Source organism: Pseudomonas asiatica, from assembly GCF_009932335.1.
GTDB lineage: Bacteria > Pseudomonadota > Gammaproteobacteria > Pseudomonadales > Pseudomonadaceae > Aquipseudomonas > Aquipseudomonas asiatica.
This window is the reverse complement of the sequence record NZ_BLJF01000001.1, coordinates 3269873-3291115: the sequence shown is the minus strand read 5'-3', so window position 1 is coordinate 3291115 and position 21243 is coordinate 3269873. Positions and strand designations below refer to the sequence as shown.

At 63.9% G+C, this 21243-nt stretch carries 24 protein-coding genes; 18 read left to right on the top strand and 6 right to left on the bottom strand.

Going from position 1 to position 21243, the window contains the following annotated elements; translation table 11 throughout:
- Positions 1 to 2: 2 nt before the first annotated feature.
- Complete coding sequence (locus GYA95_RS15300) at positions 3 to 929, top strand: dienelactone hydrolase family protein (RefSeq protein ID WP_015271191.1); 927 nt, start codon at positions 3 to 5, stop codon at positions 927 to 929.
- A gap of 12 nt (positions 930 to 941) precedes the next feature.
- Here GYA95_RS15300 and GYA95_RS15295 read toward each other — a convergent pair whose 3' ends face one another.
- The 3 genes from GYA95_RS15295 to fliK form a co-directional block, all read right to left on the bottom strand.
- Positions 942 to 1913 (bottom strand): GlxA family transcriptional regulator, encoded by a 972-nt coding sequence (locus GYA95_RS15295; RefSeq protein WP_015271190.1) that lies wholly within the window; start codon positions 1911 to 1913, stop codon positions 942 to 944.
- Positions 1914 to 2003: 90 nt separating this feature from the next.
- Positions 2004 to 2348 carry an EscU/YscU/HrcU family type III secretion system export apparatus switch protein gene (locus tag GYA95_RS15290; protein WP_015271189.1) on the bottom strand — a complete coding sequence of 115 codons (345 nt, stop codon included), beginning with the start codon at positions 2346 to 2348 and terminating at the stop codon, positions 2004 to 2006.
- On the bottom strand, positions 2345 to 3901 hold the full coding sequence (fliK, locus tag GYA95_RS15285; protein ID WP_015271188.1) for a flagellar hook-length control protein FliK: 1557 nt from the start codon (positions 3899 to 3901) through the stop codon (positions 2345 to 2347). The genes GYA95_RS15290 and fliK overlap by 4 nt, the downstream gene beginning before the upstream one ends.
- A 266-nt stretch (positions 3902 to 4167) precedes the next feature.
- On the opposite strand from fliK, the gene ccmA reads away from it, so the two are divergent.
- From ccmA to GYA95_RS15205, 16 genes are all read left to right on the top strand, one after another.
- Entirely contained in the window at positions 4168 to 4800 is a 633-nt protein-coding gene (gene ccmA, locus GYA95_RS15280; RefSeq protein ID WP_013973564.1) for a cytochrome c biogenesis heme-transporting ATPase CcmA, read from the top strand.
- A complete protein-coding gene (gene ccmB / locus GYA95_RS15275; RefSeq protein ID WP_013973563.1) occupies positions 4788 to 5465 on the top strand; it encodes a heme exporter protein CcmB in 678 nt (225 codons plus the stop codon). Before ccmA ends, ccmB begins: the two co-directional genes overlap by 13 nt.
- 46 nt (positions 5466 to 5511) lie before the next feature.
- Positions 5512 to 6279 carry a heme ABC transporter permease gene (locus GYA95_RS15270; protein ID WP_012273476.1) on the top strand — a complete coding sequence of 256 codons (768 nt, stop codon included), beginning with the start codon at positions 5512 to 5514 and terminating at the stop codon, positions 6277 to 6279.
- Positions 6276 to 6452: a heme exporter protein CcmD gene (ccmD, locus tag GYA95_RS15265; RefSeq protein ID WP_003257324.1), complete on the top strand. Its 177-nt coding sequence runs from the start codon at positions 6276 to 6278 to the stop codon at positions 6450 to 6452. The genes GYA95_RS15270 and ccmD overlap by 4 nt, the downstream gene beginning before the upstream one ends.
- A complete protein-coding gene (gene ccmE, locus GYA95_RS15260; RefSeq protein ID WP_015271187.1) occupies positions 6449 to 6904 on the top strand; it encodes a cytochrome c maturation protein CcmE in 456 nt (151 codons plus the stop codon). The genes ccmD and ccmE overlap by 4 nt, the downstream gene beginning before the upstream one ends.
- Before the next feature lie 11 nt (positions 6905 to 6915).
- Positions 6916 to 8889 carry a heme lyase CcmF/NrfE family subunit gene (locus GYA95_RS15255; RefSeq protein WP_015271186.1) on the top strand — a complete coding sequence of 658 codons (1974 nt, stop codon included), beginning with the start codon at positions 6916 to 6918 and terminating at the stop codon, positions 8887 to 8889.
- Positions 8886 to 9422 (top strand): DsbE family thiol:disulfide interchange protein, encoded by a 537-nt coding sequence (locus tag GYA95_RS15250; protein ID WP_015271185.1) that lies wholly within the window; start codon positions 8886 to 8888, stop codon positions 9420 to 9422. The genes GYA95_RS15255 and GYA95_RS15250 overlap by 4 nt, the downstream gene beginning before the upstream one ends.
- On the top strand, positions 9419 to 9907 hold the full coding sequence (locus GYA95_RS15245) for a cytochrome c-type biogenesis protein (RefSeq protein WP_003257333.1): 489 nt from the start codon (positions 9419 to 9421) through the stop codon (positions 9905 to 9907). Before GYA95_RS15250 ends, GYA95_RS15245 begins: the two co-directional genes overlap by 4 nt.
- Positions 9900 to 11090, top strand: a complete 1191-nt coding sequence (gene ccmI / locus GYA95_RS15240; protein WP_015271184.1) for a c-type cytochrome biogenesis protein CcmI — start codon at positions 9900 to 9902, stop codon at positions 11088 to 11090. The genes GYA95_RS15245 and ccmI overlap by 8 nt, the downstream gene beginning before the upstream one ends.
- Positions 11091 to 11102: 12 nt before the next feature.
- A complete protein-coding gene (locus GYA95_RS15235) occupies positions 11103 to 11519 on the top strand; it encodes a hypothetical protein (RefSeq protein ID WP_013973557.1) in 417 nt (138 codons plus the stop codon).
- Positions 11520 to 12163: 644 nt separating this feature from the next.
- Entirely contained in the window at positions 12164 to 12394 is a 231-nt protein-coding gene (locus GYA95_RS15230) for a hypothetical protein (RefSeq protein ID WP_161551426.1), read from the top strand.
- 54 nt (positions 12395 to 12448) lie between these two features.
- Entirely contained in the window at positions 12449 to 13387 is a 939-nt protein-coding gene (locus GYA95_RS15225; RefSeq protein ID WP_015271183.1) for a 2-hydroxyacid dehydrogenase, read from the top strand.
- A 50-nt stretch (positions 13388 to 13437) separates the two neighbouring features.
- Positions 13438 to 14226, top strand: a complete 789-nt coding sequence (locus GYA95_RS15220) for a PhzF family phenazine biosynthesis protein (protein WP_015271182.1) — start codon at positions 13438 to 13440, stop codon at positions 14224 to 14226.
- A gap of 174 nt (positions 14227 to 14400) precedes the next feature.
- A complete protein-coding gene (locus tag GYA95_RS15215) occupies positions 14401 to 14808 on the top strand; it encodes a GFA family protein (protein WP_015271181.1) in 408 nt (135 codons plus the stop codon).
- A gap of 112 nt (positions 14809 to 14920) precedes the next feature.
- Positions 14921 to 15259 (top strand): FKBP-type peptidyl-prolyl cis-trans isomerase, encoded by a 339-nt coding sequence (locus tag GYA95_RS15210; RefSeq protein ID WP_003254365.1) that lies wholly within the window; start codon positions 14921 to 14923, stop codon positions 15257 to 15259.
- Between the two features lie 702 nt (positions 15260 to 15961).
- On the top strand, positions 15962 to 16624 hold the full coding sequence (locus GYA95_RS15205) for a hypothetical protein (RefSeq protein ID WP_015271179.1): 663 nt from the start codon (positions 15962 to 15964) through the stop codon (positions 16622 to 16624).
- A gap of 138 nt (positions 16625 to 16762) precedes the next feature.
- On the opposite strand, the gene GYA95_RS15200 is transcribed toward GYA95_RS15205, so the two are convergent.
- From GYA95_RS15200 to GYA95_RS15190, 3 genes are all read right to left on the bottom strand, one after another.
- On the bottom strand, positions 16763 to 17491 hold the full coding sequence (locus tag GYA95_RS15200) for an aspartate/glutamate racemase family protein (RefSeq protein WP_015271178.1): 729 nt from the start codon (positions 17489 to 17491) through the stop codon (positions 16763 to 16765).
- Positions 17492 to 17507: 16 nt separating this feature from the next.
- Positions 17508 to 19040, bottom strand: a complete 1533-nt coding sequence (locus tag GYA95_RS15195; RefSeq protein ID WP_015271177.1) for an NCS1 family nucleobase:cation symporter-1 — start codon at positions 19038 to 19040, stop codon at positions 17508 to 17510.
- A 555-nt stretch (positions 19041 to 19595) separates the two neighbouring features.
- A complete protein-coding gene (locus tag GYA95_RS15190) occupies positions 19596 to 20033 on the bottom strand; it encodes an Lrp/AsnC family transcriptional regulator (protein WP_003260363.1) in 438 nt (145 codons plus the stop codon).
- A 134-nt stretch (positions 20034 to 20167) separates the two neighbouring features.
- On the opposite strand from GYA95_RS15190, the gene GYA95_RS15185 reads away from it, so the two are divergent.
- Positions 20168 to 21067 (top strand): DMT family transporter, encoded by a 900-nt coding sequence (locus GYA95_RS15185; RefSeq protein ID WP_015271176.1) that lies wholly within the window; start codon positions 20168 to 20170, stop codon positions 21065 to 21067.
- The last annotated feature ends 176 nt before the right edge of the window (positions 21068 to 21243 follow it).

Below are 21243 nucleotides of genomic sequence, written 5' to 3'. Positions count from 1 at the left end.
AGATGTTCAAAGTAATGGCCATCAGCTTGGTGCTGGGCTGTGCGCTTCCGTTCGCAACGGCCCGGGCTGAGGTCGCCGCCACCGATAGCGGCACCGTTGCCACTGTCAGCAAACGATTGGTTTCTTTCTATAGTCAGCCCCTGCCATCCGCCGGCAAGGCGATACCAATTCGGGTTCCGGCTGTATTGTCGCTGCCGGCCAACGGTGCGGGCCCGGTACCGGCGGTGATCATCCTGCATGGCTCGGCGGGCATGGATTCGCGCGGCCCGTTGCATGGCGGCGACCTCAATGCCCGCGGCATCGCTACGCTGGAGTTGGATATGTGGGGCGCGCGCAGGCTTGCGGGCGGTGCACAAGGGCGGCCACCACGTGTGCACGATACCCTGCCGGACCTGGCAGGCGCCCTGGCTTACCTGGCCAAGCAACCCGGTGTCGATGACAAACGCGTGGGCGTGCTCGGGTTTTCCTGGGGTGGCGTACAGGCCATGCTCGCCGCCTCTGCTCCCATCAATGACGAACTGGAGAAAGCCTCAGGTGTTCGTCCCATCTCGATGGCCGCGTTCTACCCCGTGTGTTGGGGTTACAACCGTGTGCCAGGTTATACCTTCAAGCATCTGGCCCCGGCGCGCTTGCTGGTGCTGGTGGGCGAAAACGACCAGTACGACGATGACCCGCGTGCCTGTTCGTCGTTGATTTCAAACCTGCCCAGCGAAGACCAGGCGCGGGCGCAGGTGCTGGTGTACCCCGGCGCAGAGCACGGCTTCAATGGGTTGGAGGCTGCACAGGAGTATCAGGACCCGTTCCTGCACCGTGGCCAGGGAGGCGTGGGGCGTTCGGCACCTGACCCGGCAGCGCGCGACGCTTCGCGCCGGGCCGTGGTGGAGTTCTTCACCGAAAGCTTCGCCCCGACTGCGATAAGCGAGCGGTAGCAGCACAAAGATCTAGGCGCCCTCGTTAGCCAGAGCATGGCGAAACTGCAGTGGCGGCTGCGGCATTTCCTGGCGCCATGCCAGGCGAAAGGCATGGCTGCTGCCGTAGCCGCAACGCTCGGCGATCTGTTCCACGTTGAGATGGCTGCCGCGCAAAAGCTCACGGGCCAGGTCGATGCGTTGGGCGCGCAGGTAGTTCTGCAGCGTTTGGCCGGTATTATCGCGGAACAGCCGCGCCAGGTGCCGGTAGCTCACATTGAACTGGCTGGCCAGTTGTTCGAAGCTGAAGTTGGTACCCAGGTGTGCATCCATGTAGTCCTGGGCTGCATGCACCAACGGGTGGATGTGGTTGCGCGCCAGGTCTGCCGCGCGCAGTTGCACATCTTCGCCGGCGCGGCGACGGTAGATGACCAGTTCCTGCGCCACCTGGTTGGCTACTACCTTGCCAAATTGCAGGCTGACGATGTGCAGCGCCAGGTCGGTTCCGCTGGACACGCCTGCCGAGGTGAACACGCCATCATCCTCGACGAACAGGCGGTTCTCCAGCACCTTGGCTGCTGGGTAGCGCGTTCGCAGCAAGTCGACGTAACGATGGTGCGTGGTGCATTGCCGGCCATCCAGCAAGCCAGCTTCGCCCAGCAGAAACGCACCGGTGCATATGGAGCACAGTTGTATATCCGGCGTTTGCCTGACCACCTGCGCCAGCCACCGGGCTGTGGCGGTCAATATCGCGGTATCGGCGGGTGTCGCAGAGAGCTTGTTGCCCACCACGAACAGCAAGTCCTGCGGTGCCAGCCGGTCAGGCAACTGGTGCAGGCCACTCAGTGTCACGCCCTGAAAACTGCTGACTTGTTGTCTGGCGGCTATGCAACGTACGTTGACCGGAGCCAGCTGGAGTTCTTCAAGGCTCGCCATGATTTGTAACGGGCCGCCGAGATCAAGGATGTGGGTGCCCGGAAGCAGCAAGAACCAGATGGTACGCATTACAGTATTCCTTACATCGCCAAGCGCCTGACCTTGAGCGGCACGTTACCAATATGGCGCAAAAAGGCAATTTGCATGAATACCAGGTGGTCAGGTGCCTTCGCCTTCTGGCAGCAGCCTTCCCAGGAGCGGTGGCACAGGCCCTGGGGCGGCAGGTTCGTCATCGAAGCCCGCGGGCACCTTGCCCCGCAGGTGCCAGGCAAAGGCGATGATTTCGGCGATGGTCAGATACAGCGCCTCCGGTATCTGGTCCCCCAGCTCCAGGCGCGCCAGCAGACGCACCAGCTCGGCATTTTCGTAGATCGGCACCTCGTGTTCCCGGGCCAATGCCAGGATGGCCTCGGCCAGCGCATCGTCACCCTTGGCGGTGAGGGTCGGAGCTTGCTGCCCGTCGTAGAACAGGGCAATCGCCTGGCGTGCAGGTTGGTGCGTCATGCGTTCTCATCCACCCAACGTTGTTCTACCCGCGTACGCGGGCCTTGTGGTGGGATACCAGGATGGCATTCCAGATCACCCACATCCAGGCCCCGCGCCAACAGGCGTTCGCGCAAGCTGCCGAGCTGGCTGTCGATCAGCCGGGCTGTCGCCTCGCGTTCCGCCCAAAGCTGGCCACCCAGGCGGCCTTGGCTCAGTTGTGCCTGGACCTGCACCGGGCCAAGGGGCGAGAGGTCGAAAGCCAGCTCGATACGCCACAGGGCTTGCAGCGGGTCGGCTGACTCCTGCTGGCGGTCGGCCTGCTGTTGTGGCGTTTCCTCGCGCTGCAGCTTGACCTGCAACGGGATGAACTCCTGGCCGTGACGGATCGGCACTTCGGTTTGCCAGGTGGTCTGCAGGTTGCCGTTTTCCAGGGTACCGGTTTGTTGCAGGCTGCTCATGGCATGGCTTTGCAGGCGCGATACGGCAGCGGCGGCCAGGCGTAGCAATTGTTGCAGGTCGCCTTCGTCCTCCATGGCCTTGAGCAGGCGCGACGGCAGCGGGAATGCGCCCGGCTGCGGCTTGGGGCTGACCCGTTCGAGCATGCCCAGCGCGCTGCGGGCCAGGACCGGCATGGTAACGGCCAGGCTGGCGGGCGCCAGGTTGGGCGCCCCGGGTACGCTTGCCGGCGTGATGGTGATCAGCCGCAGCAAGTGGGCCTTGAGGTCGGTGGCGACGCTGGCCGGGAAACCGCCCAGCAGTTTGGCTTCGAGAAAGGCACCGCTGTTGTTCAGGGCCTGCGCCACTGCCTTGGCATCACCCAGTTGCCGGGCTTCTGGCAGGCTCGCCAGCAGGCGTTCGGCGCTGGCTCGCAATTCGCCATCGGCGCCCGGGTCGCGGGCCACCTGTTGCAGGGCATTGAGCAGGCCGGGCAGCGAAGCCTGGCGGTTTTGTTGGGTCAGCAGCTGCTGGGCAATGCTGAGCTGGTCCTGGCGGCCGCTGAGCGGTACGAAACGCAGCGACTGGTCGCCCTGCACCAGCGCGCTGAGCAGGCTGCCAACGGCCAGCGGGCGCGGGCTGTCCACGCTCAGGGTAGCGCCGGCCTGGGCGCTGTTGAGCAGGCTGACCAGCGCCCGGTAGACGGCTGGCTGGCCGGGCGCCTGGGCCAGCGCCTGGTTGGTCAGGACCTTGCCCTGCAGCAGGGTGCCGACCGGCACTTTGCTGGTGTCCAGGCGGGTGAGGGTGGCGACCTGGCTGGCGCTGGCCTGCTGCAGCATGATCGCCAGGCGGTTGCTTTCGGTCTGGCTGACCGTGACCTGGCTGCCCTGGGGCAGGGGCTGGCTGGCGCTGGCTTGCAGCTGGGTCTGGGTGCCGTTGGCCTGCATCAGCCGCAGCACCAGCTGAAAATCCTGGCCCACCTGGCGCAACGACATGACTTCGGCCTGGGCGGTCTCGCCGGGGGCCATCAAGCCGGGTTGCGGTTGTGTCAGGCGCAGCAGTTCGCCGGTCATGCCCGCCTTGATGGCCTGGGGGCTGATTGCGGTTTGTGCGCCGAGACTATTGATTTCAGTCATGATTGTATACAACCTGTCGAACCCGCCCTCTTGGCAGCGCGGCGGCGCGTGTAATAATGCCGACCGTCCGTCGTTGCCAGTATAACGGCAGCGAGGGGGGCGACTTGAGATACAGGGCTCCAGGGCCGTGTCGCCTGCTTCGCGGGTGAACCCGCTCCTACAAGGGGTTGCGCAGCTTTCAAGCCTTGCGTGAAACCTTGTGGGAGCGGGCGTGCCCGCGAAGCAGGCGACACCGCTCCGGAGCCCTACAAAGATAAGGCGAAACCGTGACCCTTCACCTCCAAGCCGCGGGCCTGGCCTGCGAGCGCGACTGGCGCCTGCTGTTCGAGCACCTCGCTTTCGAGCTGCGGCCCGGCGACATGCTGCAGATCAGCGGCCCCAACGGCAGCGGCAAGACCAGCCTGCTGCGCTTGCTGGCCGGCCTGATGCAGCCGACGGCCGGGCAGATCCTGCTGGGTGGCAAGCCACTGGCCGAGCAGCGCCACGCCCTGGCCAGCATCCTGTTGTGGATCGGCCATGCAGCGGGCATCAAGGACCTGCTCACCGCCGAGGAGAACCTCACCTGGCTGTGCGCCCTGCACCAGCCGGCCAGCCGCGAGGCGATCTGGGCGGCACTGGCGGCCGTCGGCCTGCGTGGTTTCGAAGACGTGCCCTGCCACACCCTGTCTGCCGGCCAGCAGCGCCGCGTGGCCCTGGCCCGGCTGTACCTGGCCAGCCCGCCGCTGTGGATCCTCGACGAACCCTTCACCGCCCTCGACAAGCAGGGCGTGGCGCAGCTCGAGGCGCACCTGGCGGCCCACTGCGAGCAGGGCGGCACCGTAGTGCTGACCACCCACCACACGCTGGAACGCAAGCCCTCCGGTTACCGTGAACTGAACCTGGGGCAATGGGCGGCATGAGCGTATTCATCCTGTTGTTGCGCCGCGAAGCGCGCCTGCTGTTCCGCCGCCCGGCCGAGCTGGCCAACCCGTTGGTATTCTTCGCCATCGTGGTTGCGCTGTTCCCGCTGGCAGTCGGCCCGGAAAGCCAATTGTTGCAAACCTTGTCGCCAGGCTTGGTCTGGGTGGCGGCACTGCTGGCGGTGCTGTTGTCGCTGGACGGCCTGTTCCGCAGCGATTTCGAGGACGGCTCGCTGGAACAGTGGGTGCTGTCGCCGCACCCGTTGGCGCTGCTGGTGCTGGCCAAGGTGCTGGCACACTGGATCTTTTCCGGGCTGGCGCTGGTATTGTTGGCGCCGCTGCTGGCGCTGATGCTGGGGCTGCCTAGCCATTGCCTGCCGGTGCTGCTCGGTTCGCTGCTGCTGGGTACGCCGGTGCTGAGCCTTTTGGGCGCGGTGGGCGCGGCGCTGACAGTCGGTCTGAAACGCGGCGGTTTGCTGCTGGCATTGCTGATTCTGCCGTTGTATATCCCTGTATTGATCCTGGGCAGTGGTGCGTTGCAAGCGGCGTTGCAGAATATGCCGGCAACCGGCCACTTACTCTGGCTCGCCAGCCTGACGGCCCTGGCCGTGACCCTGGCACCCTTTGCGATAGCGGCCGGCCTGAAGATCAGCGTCGGCGAATAACGAGTCCCGGGCTTCCAAGCCCGGCCAATACCCTGGATGTACCCTGATGAAAATAAGCTGGACGTGGTTCCACAAGCTGGGCTCCCCCAAATGGTTCTATGCCATCAGCGGCCGCATGCTGCCGTGGCTTGCCGGCGCTGCCGTGCTCCTGCTGCTGGTCGGCATCACCTGGGGCCTGGCCTTCGCCCCCCAGGACTACCAGCAAGGCAACAGCTTCCGCATCATCTACATCCACGTACCGGCGGCGATGCTGGCGCAGTCCTGCTACGTGCTGCTGGCAGTGGCCGGGGTGGTGGGGCTGGTATGGAAGATGAAACTGGCCGACGTCGCCTTGCAATGCGCCGCCCCCATCGGTGCCTGGATGACCGCCGTGGCACTGGTCACCGGGGCCATCTGGGGCAAGCCCACCTGGGGAAGCTGGTGGGTCTGGGATGCCCGGCTGACGTCCATGCTCATCCTGTTGTTCCTGTACTTCGGCATTATTGCGCTGGGCCAGGCAATCAGTAATCGTGACAGTGCAGCCAAGGCCTGTGCGGTACTGGCGATCGTCGGCGTGGTGAACATCCCGATCATCAAGTACTCGGTGGAGTGGTGGAACACCCTGCACCAGGGCGCCACCTTCACCCTCACCGAAAAGCCGGCGATGCCCGCAGAAATGTGGTTGCCGCTGCTGTGCACGGCGCTGGGCTTCTACTGCTTCTTCGGCGCGGTGCTGTTGCTGCGCATGCGCCTTGAAGTACTCAAGCGCGAAGCGCGCGCCAGTTGGGTCAAGGATGAAGTATTGAACAGCCTGGGGCGGAGGGCCGCACAATGAGTTTCGCCACCTTCGGTGACTTTCTCGCCATGGGCCACCATGGCCTGTACGTGTGGACGGCCTATGGCATCTGCCTGGCGGTGCTGGCGCTGAATGTCGCCACGCCCGTGCTGGCCCGCCGTCGCTACCTGCAAGATGAGGCGCGCCGTTTGCGCCGGGAGAACAACCAGTGAATCCGCAGCGCAAGAAACGCCTGTTGCTCATCGTCGGCCTGCTGGTCGGCGTCGGGGTTGCCGTCGGCTTTGCCTTGAGCGCATTGCAGCAGAACATCAACCTGTTCTACACACCGACCCAGATCGCCAACGGCGAAGCGCCGCTGGACACCCGCATCCGCGCCGGCGGCATGGTCGAGAAAGGTTCGGTACAGCGTTCGTCCGATTCGCTGGACGTGCGTTTCGTGGTCACCGACTTCAACAAGTCGGTGCCGATCACCTACCGTGGCATCCTCCCCGACCTGTTCCGCGAAGGGCAGGGCATCGTCGCCCTCGGCAAGCTCAACGCCGATGGCGTGGTGGTGGCCGATGAAGTACTGGCCAAGCACGACGAGAAGTACATGCCGCCCGAGGTTACCAAGGCCCTGAAGGAAAGCGGCCAGGCCGCCACCGGCGGGGAGGCCAGGCCATGAACGCGGCGCTGGTGATCCCCGAACTCGGCCAGCTGGCGATGATCCTGGCCATCTGCTTTGCTGCCGTGCAGGCCAGCGTGCCGCTGCTCGGCGCCTGGCGTGGCGACAGCCTGTGGATGAGCCTGGCGCGACCGGCTGCCTGGGGGCAGTTCGCCTTCCTGGCCTTTGCCTTCGCCTGCCTGACCCATGCCTTCATGACCGACAACTTCTCGGTCGCCTATGTGGCCAGCAACTCCAACAGCGCCTTGCCCTGGTACTACAAGTTCAGTGCCGTGTGGGGGGCGCACGAAGGTTCGCTGCTGCTGTGGGCGCTGATCCTCGGCGGCTGGACCTTCGCCGTGTCGGTGTTCTCGCGGCAGTTGCCGCAGGTGATGCTGGCCCGCGTGCTTGCGGTAATGGGCATGATCAGCGTGGGCTTCCTGAGCTTCCTGATCATCACTTCCAACCCGTTCCAGCGCCTGCTGCCGCAGGTGCCGACCGATGGCCGCGACCTCAACCCGCTGTTGCAGGACTTTGGCCTGATCGTCCACCCGCCGATGCTGTACATGGGCTACGTCGGGTTCTCGGTGGCCTTCGCCTTCGCCATCGCCGCCTTGCTCGGTGGCCGCCTGGACGCCGCCTGGGCGCGCTGGTCGCGGCCCTGGACCATCGTTGCCTGGGCCTTCCTCGGTGTCGGCATTACCCTGGGTTCGTGGTGGGCCTACTATGAACTGGGCTGGGGTGGCTGGTGGTTCTGGGACCCGGTGGAAAACGCCTCGTTCATGCCTTGGCTGGTGGGTACGGCGCTGATCCACTCGCTGGCGGTGACCGAAAAGCGCGGGGTATTCAAGAGCTGGACCGTGCTGCTGGCGATTGCCGCGTTCTCGCTGAGCCTGCTGGGTACCTTCCTGGTGCGCTCCGGTGTCCTGACCTCGGTGCATGCGTTTGCCGCCGACCCGTCGCGGGGCATTTTCATCCTGATCTTCCTGCTGTTCGTGGTCGGTGGTTCGCTCACTCTGTTCGCCTTGCGCGCACCGGTGGTCAAGAGTCAGGTCGGCTTTGCCCTGTGGTCGCGCGAGACGCTGCTGCTGGCCAACAACCTGGTGCTGGTAGTGGCGGCCTCGATGATTCTGCTCGGCACCCTCTACCCGCTGGTGCTCGATGCGTTGACCGGTGCCAAGCTGTCGGTCGGCCCACCGTATTTCGATGCCTTGTTCCTGCCGCTGATGGCACTGCTGATGGTGGTGCTGGGCGTGGGCGTGGTGGTGCGCTGGAAAGACACCCCCGGCAAATGGCTGGCCAGCATGATGACCCCGGTGCTGCTCGGCAGCGCCATCCTCGCGCCGGTGGCAGGCTTTATCGTCGACGACTTCGACTGGCCGACCCTGACCGCCTTCGCCCTGGCCGCCTGGGTGGTGCTTGGCGGGCTGCGCGACATTCTCGACAAGACCCGTCACAAAGGCCTGCTCAAGGGCCTGCCTGGCCTGGGTCGCAGCTACTGGGGCATGCAGCTGGCGCACCTGGGCCTGGCGGTGTGCGCGCTGGGCGTGGTGCTGTCGAGCAACAACAGCGCTGAACGCGACCTGCGCATGGCTCCGGGCGAGAGCGTGGAGCTGGGCGGCTACCACTTCCTGTTCCAGGGGGCCAGGCATTTCGAAGGGCCGAACTTCATCTCCGACAAGGGCACCGTGGTGGTCAGCCGCGATGGCCGTGAAGTGACCACCCTGCACCCGGAGAAGCGCCTGTACACCGTGCAGCAGTCGATGATGACCGAAGCCGGCATCGACGCCGGCTTTACCCGCGACCTGTACGTCGCCCTCGGCGAGCCGCTGGAGAACGGCGCCTGGGCAGTACGCGTGCATATCAAGCCTTACGTCCGCTGGATCTGGCTGGGCGGTCTGCTGACCGGCCTGGGCGGGTTGCTGGCGGCCCTCGACCGGCGCTATCGCGTCAAGGTCAAGACCCGGGTGCGTGATGCCCTGGGCGTGTCTGGAGCAGCTGCATGAAGCGTTGGATCATGGTAGTCCCCCTGGCGGTATTCCTGCTGGTGGCGGTGTTCCTCTACAAAGGGCTGTTCCTCAAGCCCGACGAGCTGCCCTCGGCAATGATCGGCAAGCCGTTCCCGGCGTTTTCCCTGGCCTCGACCCAGGGCGACCGTACCCTGACCGAGGCCGACTTGCGGGGCCGCCCGGCACTGGTCAACGTGTGGGCCACCTGGTGCCCGTCGTGCAAGGTAGAGCACCCGTACCTGAACCAGCTGGCCCAGCAGGGTGTGGTGATCCACGGCGTCAACTACAAGGACGACAATGCGGCGGCCCTGAAGTGGCTGGCCGAGTTCCACAACCCGTACCAGCTGGACATTCGTGACGAGCAGGGCAGCCTGGGCCTGGACCTGGGCGTGTATGGCGCGCCGGAAACCTTCCTGATCGATGCCAAGGGCATCATCCGCTACAAGCACGTGGGCGTGGTCGATGCCACGGTCTGGCGTGAGCAGCTGGCGCCGCTGTACCAGGGCCTGGTCGATGAGGCCAGGCCATGAAGCGGGGGCTGGCAGCTGCGGTGCTGGGGCTCTTCATGGGGTTGAGCCTGGCAGGCGTGGCCAAGGCGGCCATCGACACCTACCAGTTCCGCGACGATGCCGAGCGTGAGCGCTACCAGCAGCTGACCAAAGAGCTGCGCTGCCCCAAGTGCCAGAACCAGGACATCGCCGACTCCAACGCGCCGATTGCCGCCGACCTGCGTCGGGAAATCTTCCGCATGCTCGGCGAGGGCAAGAGCAACCAGCAGATCGTCGACTTCATGGTCGACCGCTATGGCGACTTCGTGCGCTACAAGCCGGCGCTCAGCGGGCGTACCTGGCTGCTGTGGTTCGGCCCGGGGATTTTGCTGGCTGGTGGTTTCGTGGTGCTGGCGCTGATCGTGCGCCGGCGCCGCAGTGCGGCCGTGCAGGGCGCCAATGAGTTGTCCGCCGAAGAACGCGAGCGTCTCGCCAAATTGCTGGAAAAAGAACAGACCCATGATTGAATTCTGGCTTAGCGCGGGCCTGCTGCTGCTCGCTGCCCTCAGCTTCCTGCTGATCCCGATCCTGCGTGGCCGTGGCCGCCAGCAGGAAGAAGACCGCACCGCCCTGAACGTGGCCCTGTACCAGGAACGCGTCGCCGAACTGGCTGCCCAGCAGGCCGCCGGTGTGCTCGATGAGGCGCAAATGGCCAAAGGCCGTGACGAGGCCGCCCGTGAGCTGCTGGCGGATACCGAAGGTGCCGAGGCCCCGCGTCAGGGCCACTTGGGCAAGGCCCTGCCGTTGCTGGCGGCGCTGCTGGTGCCGCTGCTGGCATTGGGGCTGTACCTGCATTTCGGCGCGGCCGACAAGGTTGAGCTGACCCAGGAGTTTGCCGAAGCGCCCAAATCGATGGAAGAAATGACTGCCCGCCTGGAGCGGGTGGTGCAGGCCCAGCCGGATTCGGCCGAGGCCGTGTACTTCCTGGGCCGAGCCTACATGGCCGAGCAGCGCCCCGCCGATGCCGCGCGTACATTCGAGCGCGCCGTGGCCCTGGCCGGTCGCCAGCCCGAATTGCTCGGGCAATGGGCACAGGCGCTGTACTTCGCTGCCGACAAGAAATGGAGCCCGCAGCTGCAGGCGCTGACTGACGAGGCGCTGAAAGCCGACCCCAACGAAGTGACCAGCCTGGGCCTGCGTGGTATCGCTGCCTTCGAGGGCGAGCGTTACCAGGAAGCCATCGATTACTGGAAGCGCCTGCTGGCGCAACTGCCGGAAGGTGATACCTCGCGTGCGGCGCTACAGGGCGGTATCGACCGCGCTGCCGAGCGCCTGGGCGGTTCGCCGGGGCAGGCTGCGGCGCCCGTGGCGGCTCGCTTGAAGGTGCGCGTGGAACTGGCTGCGGCCTTGAAGGACAAGGTCAAGCCGGACGACACGGTATTCATCTTCGCCCGCGCCAGCAATGGCCCACCCATGCCGCTGGCGGCCAAGCGGGTGACTGTGGCGCAGTTGCCGATCGAGGTGGAACTGTCCGATGCTGACGCCATGATGCCGCAGATGAAACTGTCGGACTTTGCCGAAGTCCAACTCGTTGCACGTGTATCACGCGCTGGCCAGCCAACCCATGGCGAGTGGATTGGCCAGGGCACGCCATTGCCCAGCGCCACCCAGGCCATCCAGCACCTGACCATCGACAGCCCCGACCCGTAAGAGAGCAATGCCATGCACAGCATCGTCCGCCTGACCCTGATCACCCTGGCCCTGGGTTTGTCTGCGTGTACGGTGCATGAGCCGTACGAGCAGCCCGAACCACCGATCGAGCGCCTGCCGCCGCCGGGGCCGGCGGTCAAGCCCTTGCCGGACAGGCAGCCGGCCCCCGCGCCGAGCAAGCCTGCGGCCACGCCCAAGCCGATGCCACGCACCTCGGCCAGCTTCGCGCCGCCGCCTGGCGGGGCGAGCCATTGGGACCCGAAGCTGGGTGTGTATGTGCTGGAGAAGAAGCCCAATACCTTCTACCGCCAGCGGACCTACTACCGCTTCAACAACGGCTGGAGCTGGTCGCTGAGCCCGGATGGACCGTGGCAGGAGACTGACAGCAGCGGTGTGCCGGGTGGTCTGGGGCGTGCGTTCGCCCAATAATTGCAAGGTTGCCGTTGCCGTTGCCGTTGCCGTTGCTTTTGCTTTTGCTTTTAAGCGCGCGGTAGTCCAGGCGCCACCGATTGCGACTTCAGGAGGCCGAGCGAAGGGACTGCGGAGGGAGGTGACGGGCATGGATGCCCGTCAAGCGCTGAGGCCCCATGGATGGGGCCTGCAGCGCGTACTCCCGGGAGCAGGCCCGTAGCGAGGGAACCCCGGAGCGCAGCGTAGGGGCCGGATGATAGGAGCCAGCGTTTTTTGGTTACTTTTTGTCGCGTTTGACAAAAAGTGACCCGCCGTAAGGGCGGAAAGGTGAATAAGCGCCACCTTCGAAAATGAATGTTAACCTTGTTGTTGATGCCCACGCTTGAAAGCGGAGAGCGGAGAGCGGAGAGCGAAGAGCGAAGAGCGGAAAAGTACTGGTCTTGATCTCGCGCATAGTCCATTTACGATGGCGACGCATACTCACCTTTTCGCCCTTACGGCGAGTCACTTTTTGCCAAACGCGGCAAAAAGTAACCAAAAAACGCTGCGCTCCCATCATCCGGCCCCTCCGCTGCGCTCCGGGGTTCCCTCGCGCCGGTCTTGCTCCCGGGAGTACGCGCTGCAGGCCCCATCCATGGGGCCTCAGCGCTTGACGGGCATCCATGCCCGTCACCTCCCTCCGCAAGACCTCTGCTCGGCCTCCTGAAGTCGCGAAGATCAAGATCAAGATCAAGATCAAGATCAAGATCAAGATCAAGATCAAGATCAAGATCAAGATCAAGATCAAGATCAAGAGCAAGAGCAAGAGCAAGAGCAAGAGCAAGAGCAAGAGCAGAGCAGAGCAGAGCAGAGCTAAGCAGAACAGTGCAGTTTCACCTCTTTATTTCGGTTGACTGTACTGGCCGGTGACTCCGCATAATGTCGCCTCGAACTGACCCGGAGGTGGCATGCACAAGACAGTCCTGGTGCTGGTGGAAACCGTCGATGATTACCTGCCCATGCTGGAGCAGGCCGGCTACCGTTTGATCCGTGCCCCTTCGCCGCAACTGCGGGCCGAGGCCATCCAGCGCCATGCCCATGAAGTAGATGCTGTGCTCACCCGCGGCCCGCTGGGCCTGACTGCCAGCGAAATCGACACGCTGTCCAAACTGCAGATCATCTGCGTGATCGGTGCTGGCTACGAACAGGTTGACCTGGCCGCGGCCGCTGCGCGCGGCATCACTGTCACCAACGGCGCCGGGGCCAATGCCGAAGCGGTCGCCGACCACACCCTCGCCCTGCTGCTGGCGCTGTTGCGCGACATTCCCCGCGCCGATGCCAGTACCCGCCGGGGCGAATGGAACCGGGTGATCAGCCCCTCGGTGAGTGGCAAGCGCCTTGGCATTCTCGGCCTTGGTGCGGTGGGCCTGGCCATCGCCAGGCGCGCCCATCTGGGCTTCGCCATGCCCGTCAGCTACCACAGCCGCACGCCGCGCCAGGATGTGCCCTACACCTGGTACGACAGCCCGCAGCACCTGGCCGACGCCGTCGACATCCTGGTGGTGGCAACCCCCGGGGGAGCCAACACTCGTCACCTGGTCGATGCACAGGTGCTCGAGGCCCTGGGGGCCGAGGGCTACCTGGTGAATATCGCCCGAGCCAGCGTGGTCGACACCCAGGCCCTGGTGGCCGCGCTGCAGCATGGCCAGCTGGCTGGTGCGGCACTGGATGTGTTCGACGACGAGCCGGCTGTACCCGATGCTCTCAAGGCCCTTGGCAACACCGTGCTCACCCCCCACGTGGCCGGCCAGTCGCCGGAGGCGGCGCGCGATACGGTGACCCTGGTGCTGCGCAACCTGCAGGCGTTCTTTGCCGGCGAAGCCGTATTGACTCCGGTACGCCAGTAACCCTTTTCATACATCTGCCTGGCAGCGATCGGGCAACAAGGAGTGTGTGCATGCAACTTGAAATCTTCCAGGTCGATGCGTTTTCCGCCGAGCCGTTCGGGGGCAACCCGGCGGCAGTGATCCCACTGCAAAGCTGGCTGCCGGACGACGTGCTGCAGCGCATTGCCGAAGAGAACAACCTCTCGGAAACCGCCTACTTCGTGCGCAACGGCGAAACCTTCGACCTGCGCTGGTTCACCCCGACCGTGGAAGTCGACCTGTGCGGCCATGCCACCCTGGCCTCGGCCTATGTGCTGTTCGAACAGCTGGGCGAGCAGGCGCAGGTGCTGCGTTTCAACACCCGCAGTGGCGAGCTGCGGGTCAGCCGCAACGCTGACGGGCTGCTGGCCATGGACTTCCCGGCCAAGCAGCCGGTCGCCGTGGACATGCTGCCGGGCCTGTTGCAGGCGCTGGGCCTGGGCCAGGCACAGGCGCTGTACCGCAGTGACGACTATGTGGTGGTGATCGATGACGCCCTGTTGCTCGACACCCTGAAGCCGGATTTCGTTGCGCTGTTGGCCTTCGATGTGCGCGGTATCGCCGTTACCGCGGCAGGCCGTGGCTTTGATTTCGTCACCCGCTGGTTCGGCCCGCGGGTCGGCGTGAACGAAGACCCGGTGACTGGCTCGGCGCACACCTCGCTGGCGCCGATATGGGCCGAGCGTCTGGGTAGGAACGTGCTGAGCTGCGAGCAGGGTGGGGTGCGCAAAGGGCAGCTGCAGTGCGAAGTGCCGGGTAACGGCCGGGTGATCATCAGCGGGCGGGCGGCGTTGTACCTGCGCGGTACGGTGTACATCTGACCTTGGGCAACTGTCTTTTGCTGCCTGTGCCTGCCTCATCGCCGGCAAGCCAGCTCCAACAGGTACTGCACTGGCCTTAGAACGGCGCGGTCGGGGTGGGAGCCGGCTTGCCGGCGATGAGACCGGTACAGGCATCTATACTTGCTGGCCCATCTTCCGCTCAAGGAGCCAGCCATGGCCCTGGAAAAACACGGCACCTGCCTGTGCGGCGCCACCCGGCTCAAGGTCACCGTCGACAATACCCATATCAGCGCCTGCCACTGCAGCATGTGCCGCAAATGGACCGGCGGCCCATTGCTGGTGGTGCATTGCAGCCAGCCACCGGTGATCGAAGGGCGCGCGCCCAGCATCTATGAGTCTTCCGATTGGGCCCAGCGCGGCTTCTGCGGCCAGTGCGGCACGCACCTGTACTACCGGCTCAAGGCCAATGACTTCCACGCCGTGCCGGTCGGCCTGCTCGACGGCGACCAGGAATGGCATTTTGACTTGCAGATCTTCGTCGAACAGAAACCCGCCTGGTATTGCTTCGCCAACCAGACCAAGGAACTGACTGGCCAGGAAGCCTTCGAGCAGCTCGGCTGATTCAGGCGGCGTGCTGTGATCGATGCGCCAGCACGAAACGCCACGCGAACTTGCCAAACCGTTGCATTCCTGAGAAAAGGGCGGCTTTGTTTCCAGCGTTGGAGTATGCCCCGTGAGCCAAGAACTGCAGATCATCGACCTTGTGGAGGGGGATGGCAAAGCCGCCGTCAAAGGCGCCCTGATCACCACCCAGTACACCGGCTGGCTGGCCGACGGCAGCGAGTTCGACTCGTCCTGGTCGCGCGGCAAGCCGTTCCAGTGCGTGATCGGCACTGGTCGGGTAATCAAGGGGTGGGATCAAGGCCTGATGGGTATGCGCGTTGGCGGCAAGCGCAAGTTGCTGGTACCGGCGCACCTGGGCTATGGCGAACGCAGCGTGGGGGCGATTCCGCCGAATTCGGATTTGACCTTCGAGATCGAATTGCTGGAAGTGCTGACACGGGATGATTGAGGAAAAGGACTACACGCGCTGTCGGCCAGTGTCTGATTGAGGTGCCTCCCGGGTACGGCTAACCTTGCAGACTCACTGAGTGAAGAGGGTAGCCTATCCATGAAATCGCATTTTTCCTCACGGGTGGTACGCAAAGCGAACGCGCTGTTGGTGGCATCAGGCGCGCGAATGGAAATCTCGTTACCACGCGAACTGGCGAGTGTGGTTACCAACTCCCGAAAGACCCGTTCGGAACTGAAGGCAGCATTCGAGGCTGCGTATTCCCGCCTGCGCAAAGGGTAAGAGCCATATGGTCGGGTGTGGCACAAAGTCTCGTGGGCTCGATTCTCTTCGTGTTCTTGCTGGGCTTTCTGGTGTTCTTCACCTGGAGTCTGAATCAAGGCCCAAAGCAGGTTATCGAGCAGGTATTTGATGTAACCATTCTCGACTCTGTCTCTATGGAACAAGCAGCTGGGCCACCGTAACGGTAATCAGCGAGAGCAACGAGTAACGAACGGACACATTTCAGCAACACCCATCCTCTAATCTAAGCCTTGCCTAGGGAACGGCATCCACCTCCAGGGAGGAACCAAACGGGTTCAGGGCACTCTCACCCTCACTCGTTGCCAAGGATGGCATTCACTACAAGGATGCCCCGCGGTGCTGTTGGCGGGGTGATGTGGCGGGTCTACCCGATTCTTTCTGCCACATGGGCCTGTTTTGATGAAGTTGCCAACATTCTTCCGCCGTCGTCGTCACTGGTTGCTGAGCCTGACGCTTACAGCCATAGCCGTACCGCTGGCGCTGGAAGCAGTCGAAAGCCGGGCGCAACCGGTGGATGGCACCCAGACCCTTGTGTTCCTGCGCCACGCCGAGAAGCCGGGCGAGGGGCTGGGCCAGTTGAACTGCCAGGGCCTCAACCGTGCGCTGGACCTGGCTACCCTGCTCCCCGAGCGCTTTGGCAAGGCCGACTACGTGTTCGCTGCCAACCCCTCGCGGCATGTCGAGGAAGGCAGCAAGGACCAAAGCTACAGCTACATTCGCCCGCTGATGACCATCAGCCCCAGCGCCATTCGCCTGGGCCTGCCGGTAAACATCGACTATGGCGCCAACGACACCGACGCGCTGGCCGAAGAGCTGCTGCGCGACAAGTACCGTAACGCGACCGTGTACACCGCCTGGTCGCATGGCTACCTCCCTGACCTGATCAATGCCGTGGCTGGCAAGGCCCTCGGTGAAAAGCGGGTGATCACCGAGGACTGGAGCGGCGACGACTTCGACACCCTCTACGTCCTGACCCTGACCTGGCACGACGGCAAGGCCAGCCTGCTCAGCCGCAACGTGCGTCAGGGCCTGAATGATGGTGCGCATAGTTGCCCGACCTGATCCGCTGGTGATGGTTTGCCTGTACCGGCCTCTTCGCGGGCTTGCCCGCTCCCACAGGTACAGCGCAGCCCTTGAGAGCGGTGGGGGCCTGTGGGAGCGGGCAAGCCCGCGAAAGGGCCGGCACAGGCAAATAGAAGGTTAGCGCCCGAACCGCATCGGCCAACCCACCACTTTCTTCACCCGTGGCGTGGCATAGGTACGGACCTTGGAGGTACTCAAGCCCATGCGCACCAGCGATTCGGCCATGGTCACCGCCGCACTCACACCATCCACCACCGGCACGCCGGTGCGCTGGCGGATCTGCTCGTCCAAACCGGCCATGCCGCCGCAACCCAGGCAGATCACCTCGGCCTTGTCGTCACGCACGGCGCGTTCCGCCTGCTCGACAATCGCCTCCACGGCGCGCTGTGGGTCGGCTTCAAGCTCCAGCACCGCCAGCCCGCTGGCCCGCACCGATGCGCAGCGGTCATACAGGCCGGAGAGCTTCAGGCGGTCTTCGATCAGCGGCACGGTGCGGTCCAGGGTGGTCACCACCGAGTAGGCATGGCCCAGGTACATCGCCGTGCTGGCGGCTGCATCGGTGATGTCCACCACCGGCACGTTCAGCAGTTCCTGCAAGCCTTCGCGGCCATGTTCGCCGTAACCCGCCTGTATCACGGCATCATAAGGGCCTTCGTAGGCCAGTACCCGGTCCATCACCGCGATGGCGGCCAGGTAGCTTTCGAAGTTGCCTTCCACCGACTCGGCACCGAACCATGGGGTGAGGCCGATGATTTCCGTGCCGGGCGCTGCCACCGCACGGGCCTGTTCGGCAATGGCTTCGGTGATGGCTTCGGTGGTGTTGACGTTGGCGATCAGAATGCGCATGGGTAGTCCTCCCTGGTCAATGGCTGCTGTGGTCCACGGCGATGCATTCGCCGCTGACGTCCTGGTATTGGTGTTTGCGTGGGGCGATCAGCAGGTAAAGTGCGGCGGCGATGCCGGCACCGATCAGCCAGGAGAATGGCGCCACGCCATGGAAGTTGGGCACCAGGGCCAGGACGATGGCCAGCAGGGCGGCCGGCACGAAGGCGGCCACGGCGCGCAGGTTGATGCCCTTGGTGTAGTGGTAGGCGCCAGCCGGGTCTTCGCTGTACAGCTGCGGCACGTTGATGCAGCCTTTGCGCAGCAACCAGTAGTCGGACATGATCACCCCGTACAGCGGGCCGAGCAGGGCACCCAGGCCGGACAGGAAATACACGATCACCAGTGGGCTGTTGTACAGGTTCCACGGCAGGATCAGCACCGCCAGGGTGGCGCTGATCAGCCCGGCGCGGCGGAAGTTCAGGTGACGCGGTGCCAGGTTGCTGAGGACGAAGGCCGGGGCGACGAAGTTGGCCATGATGTTCACCGCCACCGTCACGATCAGGAAGGCCAGGCAGCCCAGTACCAGGAACGCTGTACTTGGGATGGCCGCGACGATCTGGGTCGGGCTGTCGATGATCTGGCCGTTGATCTGGAACTGCGCGCCGCACAGCACCACGGTGATCACGGCGAACACCAGGATGTTCACCGGCAGGCCCCAGAAGTTGCCGACGCGGATGGTCTTGCGGCATGGCGAGGAGCGGGCGAAGTCACAGAAGTTCAGCACCAGGGTGCCGTAGATCGCCAGCCACAGCGCGCCGCCGGCAAATATGTTGCGCCACATCTCGTAGCCGGCCAGCGGTTCGGCCACCGACCAGGCGATGCGGGCGTCGGCCTTGAAGTACATGAACACCGCCAGGGCGGCGACGGTCAGCAGGATCACCGGGCCGGCAAAGGCCTCGTAGCGGCGCACCATCTCCATGCCATAGGCCAGGATCACCAGCTGCACCAGCCAGATCGACACGAAGCACACCCAGCCCAGGCTCGACAGGCCGAGGATGCTGTCATGGTCATAGGCTGCCATCTGCGGCCATACAGCGGTGAGCAGCACGCGCAGCACCACCGAAGCCAGGTAGGTCTGGATGCCGAACCAGGCGATGGCGATGACCGCACGAATCAACGCCGGAATCTGCGCGCCGTGGATGCCGAAGGCGATGCGGCTGATGACCGGGAATGGTACGCCGGTCTTCTGCCCCATGTAGCCGGACAGGTTCATGAAGAAGTACACCAGCGCCGCGCCGATGGCCAGCGACAGCAGGATCTGCCAGCCACCCAGGCCGAGGGCGAACAAGCCCATGGCGAACGAGTAGTTGGCGATGTTGTGCACATCATTGGTCCACAGCGCAAAGATGCTGTAGCCGCCCCAGCGGCGACCTTCGATGCGCGTCGGCGCGAGGTCGCGGTTATGCAGGCGCGGGCTCAGGGCGAGTTCCGGCTGGCTGCCGGCGAGAGTGGACGCGGGGTGGGTGCTGGCGACGGATAGTTCAGGGGCAAGGTCGAAGCTGGTACTCATTCCGGCGGGCTCCTGATGCACGTGGACTGCGATGAGCGGGCATGCGCACGGGCTCGCCATCTCGTCGGTGCAGCGTTGGCATCTCAGGGTTTGGGGCGCGGCGGCCGATGTTGGGTCGGCGTCGCGGGTTCTTGTGTATTTATGTTTTGCTTGGTTTGTATACAAAACACGAACACGCAAAAGCGAGTTCCATGCCAAGGAAAAAGCAAACTTCAGTTGGCCATCATTTTGAACTTACCTTGTTGAGTTGTAAGTTCATGAAATGAAGAGAGTATAAGTTGACCAAATGAACAGATTTAAATTTCCCGAAGGTAATTTTGTTGATCGTTTGGTCAGAATAATTTGTGGGAAGTGTGTAACCTATTGGGGCGCAATCTTGAAAAGTGCACACAAAAACGGCACTTAAGGTGACATTCTTGTGTACAAAAATTGGTCAACTTTTTCCTGTGCTGGCCTCTTCGCGGGTAAACCCGCACACAAGTACCCCGTAGCATTCAGGTCGGTCGAAATCCTGTGGGAGCGGGTTTACCCGCGAAGAGGCCCGCACAGGCAGATTCAATCCATCGGCGGCAACCGCCGCTTGACCGGTGTCTTCTTGATGATCGCCGTATTGGTTTCGGCCACCGTATAGAGGCGGTCGAGCAGGGTGTCCAGTTGCTCCATCGAGCGAACATGCAGGCGGGCAATGAAGCAGTCTTCGCCAATTACCTTGTCGCACTCGGTGAATTCGGGAATGGCGATGATCTGCCGTTCCACCTCCTGCAGCTTCCCGGGTAGCGGGCGGATGCGCACGATGGCCTGCAGTTGGTAGCCAAAGGCGCGTGGGTCGACCTCTACGGTGTAACCGCGCAACACGCCGCGTTCCTCCAGGCGACGCAGGCGTTCGCTGACGCTGGGTGAAGACAGCCCGCTGATCTGCGCCAGGGCCTTGAGCGAGCGGCGCGAGTCTTCCATCAGCGCGTTGATCAGCAGTTGGTCGATGGCATCGGTCATGGTCACCTCAATCAGGTTATTCGCGTTATTTGCCTTGATAGTAAAGGCAAACTGGCCAATCTTCCTTCGTTATGCGCTGGAAGGCTCGCCGACAACCTTTGCATACTGTTGCCATCGTCAACAGGAGGTTTGAGATGGACAGTTCATTGCGTCGTGGCTCGCTGGAAATGGTTGCCGCCATGCTGATTTCCGGGACCATCGGCTGGTTCGTGCTGGTATCTGGCCAGCCGGTGCTGGAGGTGGTGTTCTGGCGTTGCGTGTTCGGTGCCGTGACCTTGCTGGCGATTTGCGCGGGGTTCGGCTTTCTGCGGCCTGGCGCGATAAGCCGTACGGCGTTCCTGTTGGCGATTGCCAGCGGTGTGGCCATTGTCGGCAACAGGGTGTTGCTGTTCGCCTCCTACTCGCGGGCATCGATTGCCATCGGCACGGCGGTGTACAACGTGCAGCCGTTCATGCTGGTGGGGCTGGCGGCGGTGTTCCTGGGCGAGAAGATCACCCTGGCCAAGGTCACCTGGCTGAGCGTGGCGTTCCTCGGCATGCTGGCCATCGTCAGTGCCCATGGCGCGGGGCAGGGTGGCGGCGAGGACTATTTGCTGGGCATTGCGCTGGCGCTGGGGGCGGCCTTCCTGTATGCCATCGCGGCGTTGATCATCAAACGCCTGAGTGGCACGCCACCGCACCTGATCGCGCTGATCCAGGTGGCCACGGGTGCGCTGTTGCTGGCGCCGTGGGTCAAGCTTGGCGGGTTGCCGGGTGAAGTGCCGGCGCTGGCCAGCCTGGTGACCTTGGGCATGGTGCACACCGGCTTGATGTATGTGTTGCTGTACAGCGCCATCCAGCGCTTGCCCACGGCGTTGACCGGGGCGCTGTCGTTCATCTACCCGATTGCGGCGATTCTGGTGGACTGGGTGGCGTTCGGGCACCGGCTGGCACCGTTGCAGTGGCTGGGGGTGGCGTTGATCCTGCTGGCGGCGGCGGGGATGCAGCAGGGGTGGTGGTTCCGGCCCAGGACGATAGCGGTCAAGGGCCATTGAGGCCGCTTTGCGGCCTATCGCCGGCAAGCCAGCTCCCACTTCGACCGCATCGGGCTCGAGCCATGCGCAGTACCTATAGGAGCCTGGCTTGTCGGCGATGAGGCCAGTACAGGCAGTACAAGTTGCTCCCAGGTAATGCACAGTTCTCAAAGCTTGCGCAGGACCTGTGGGAGCTG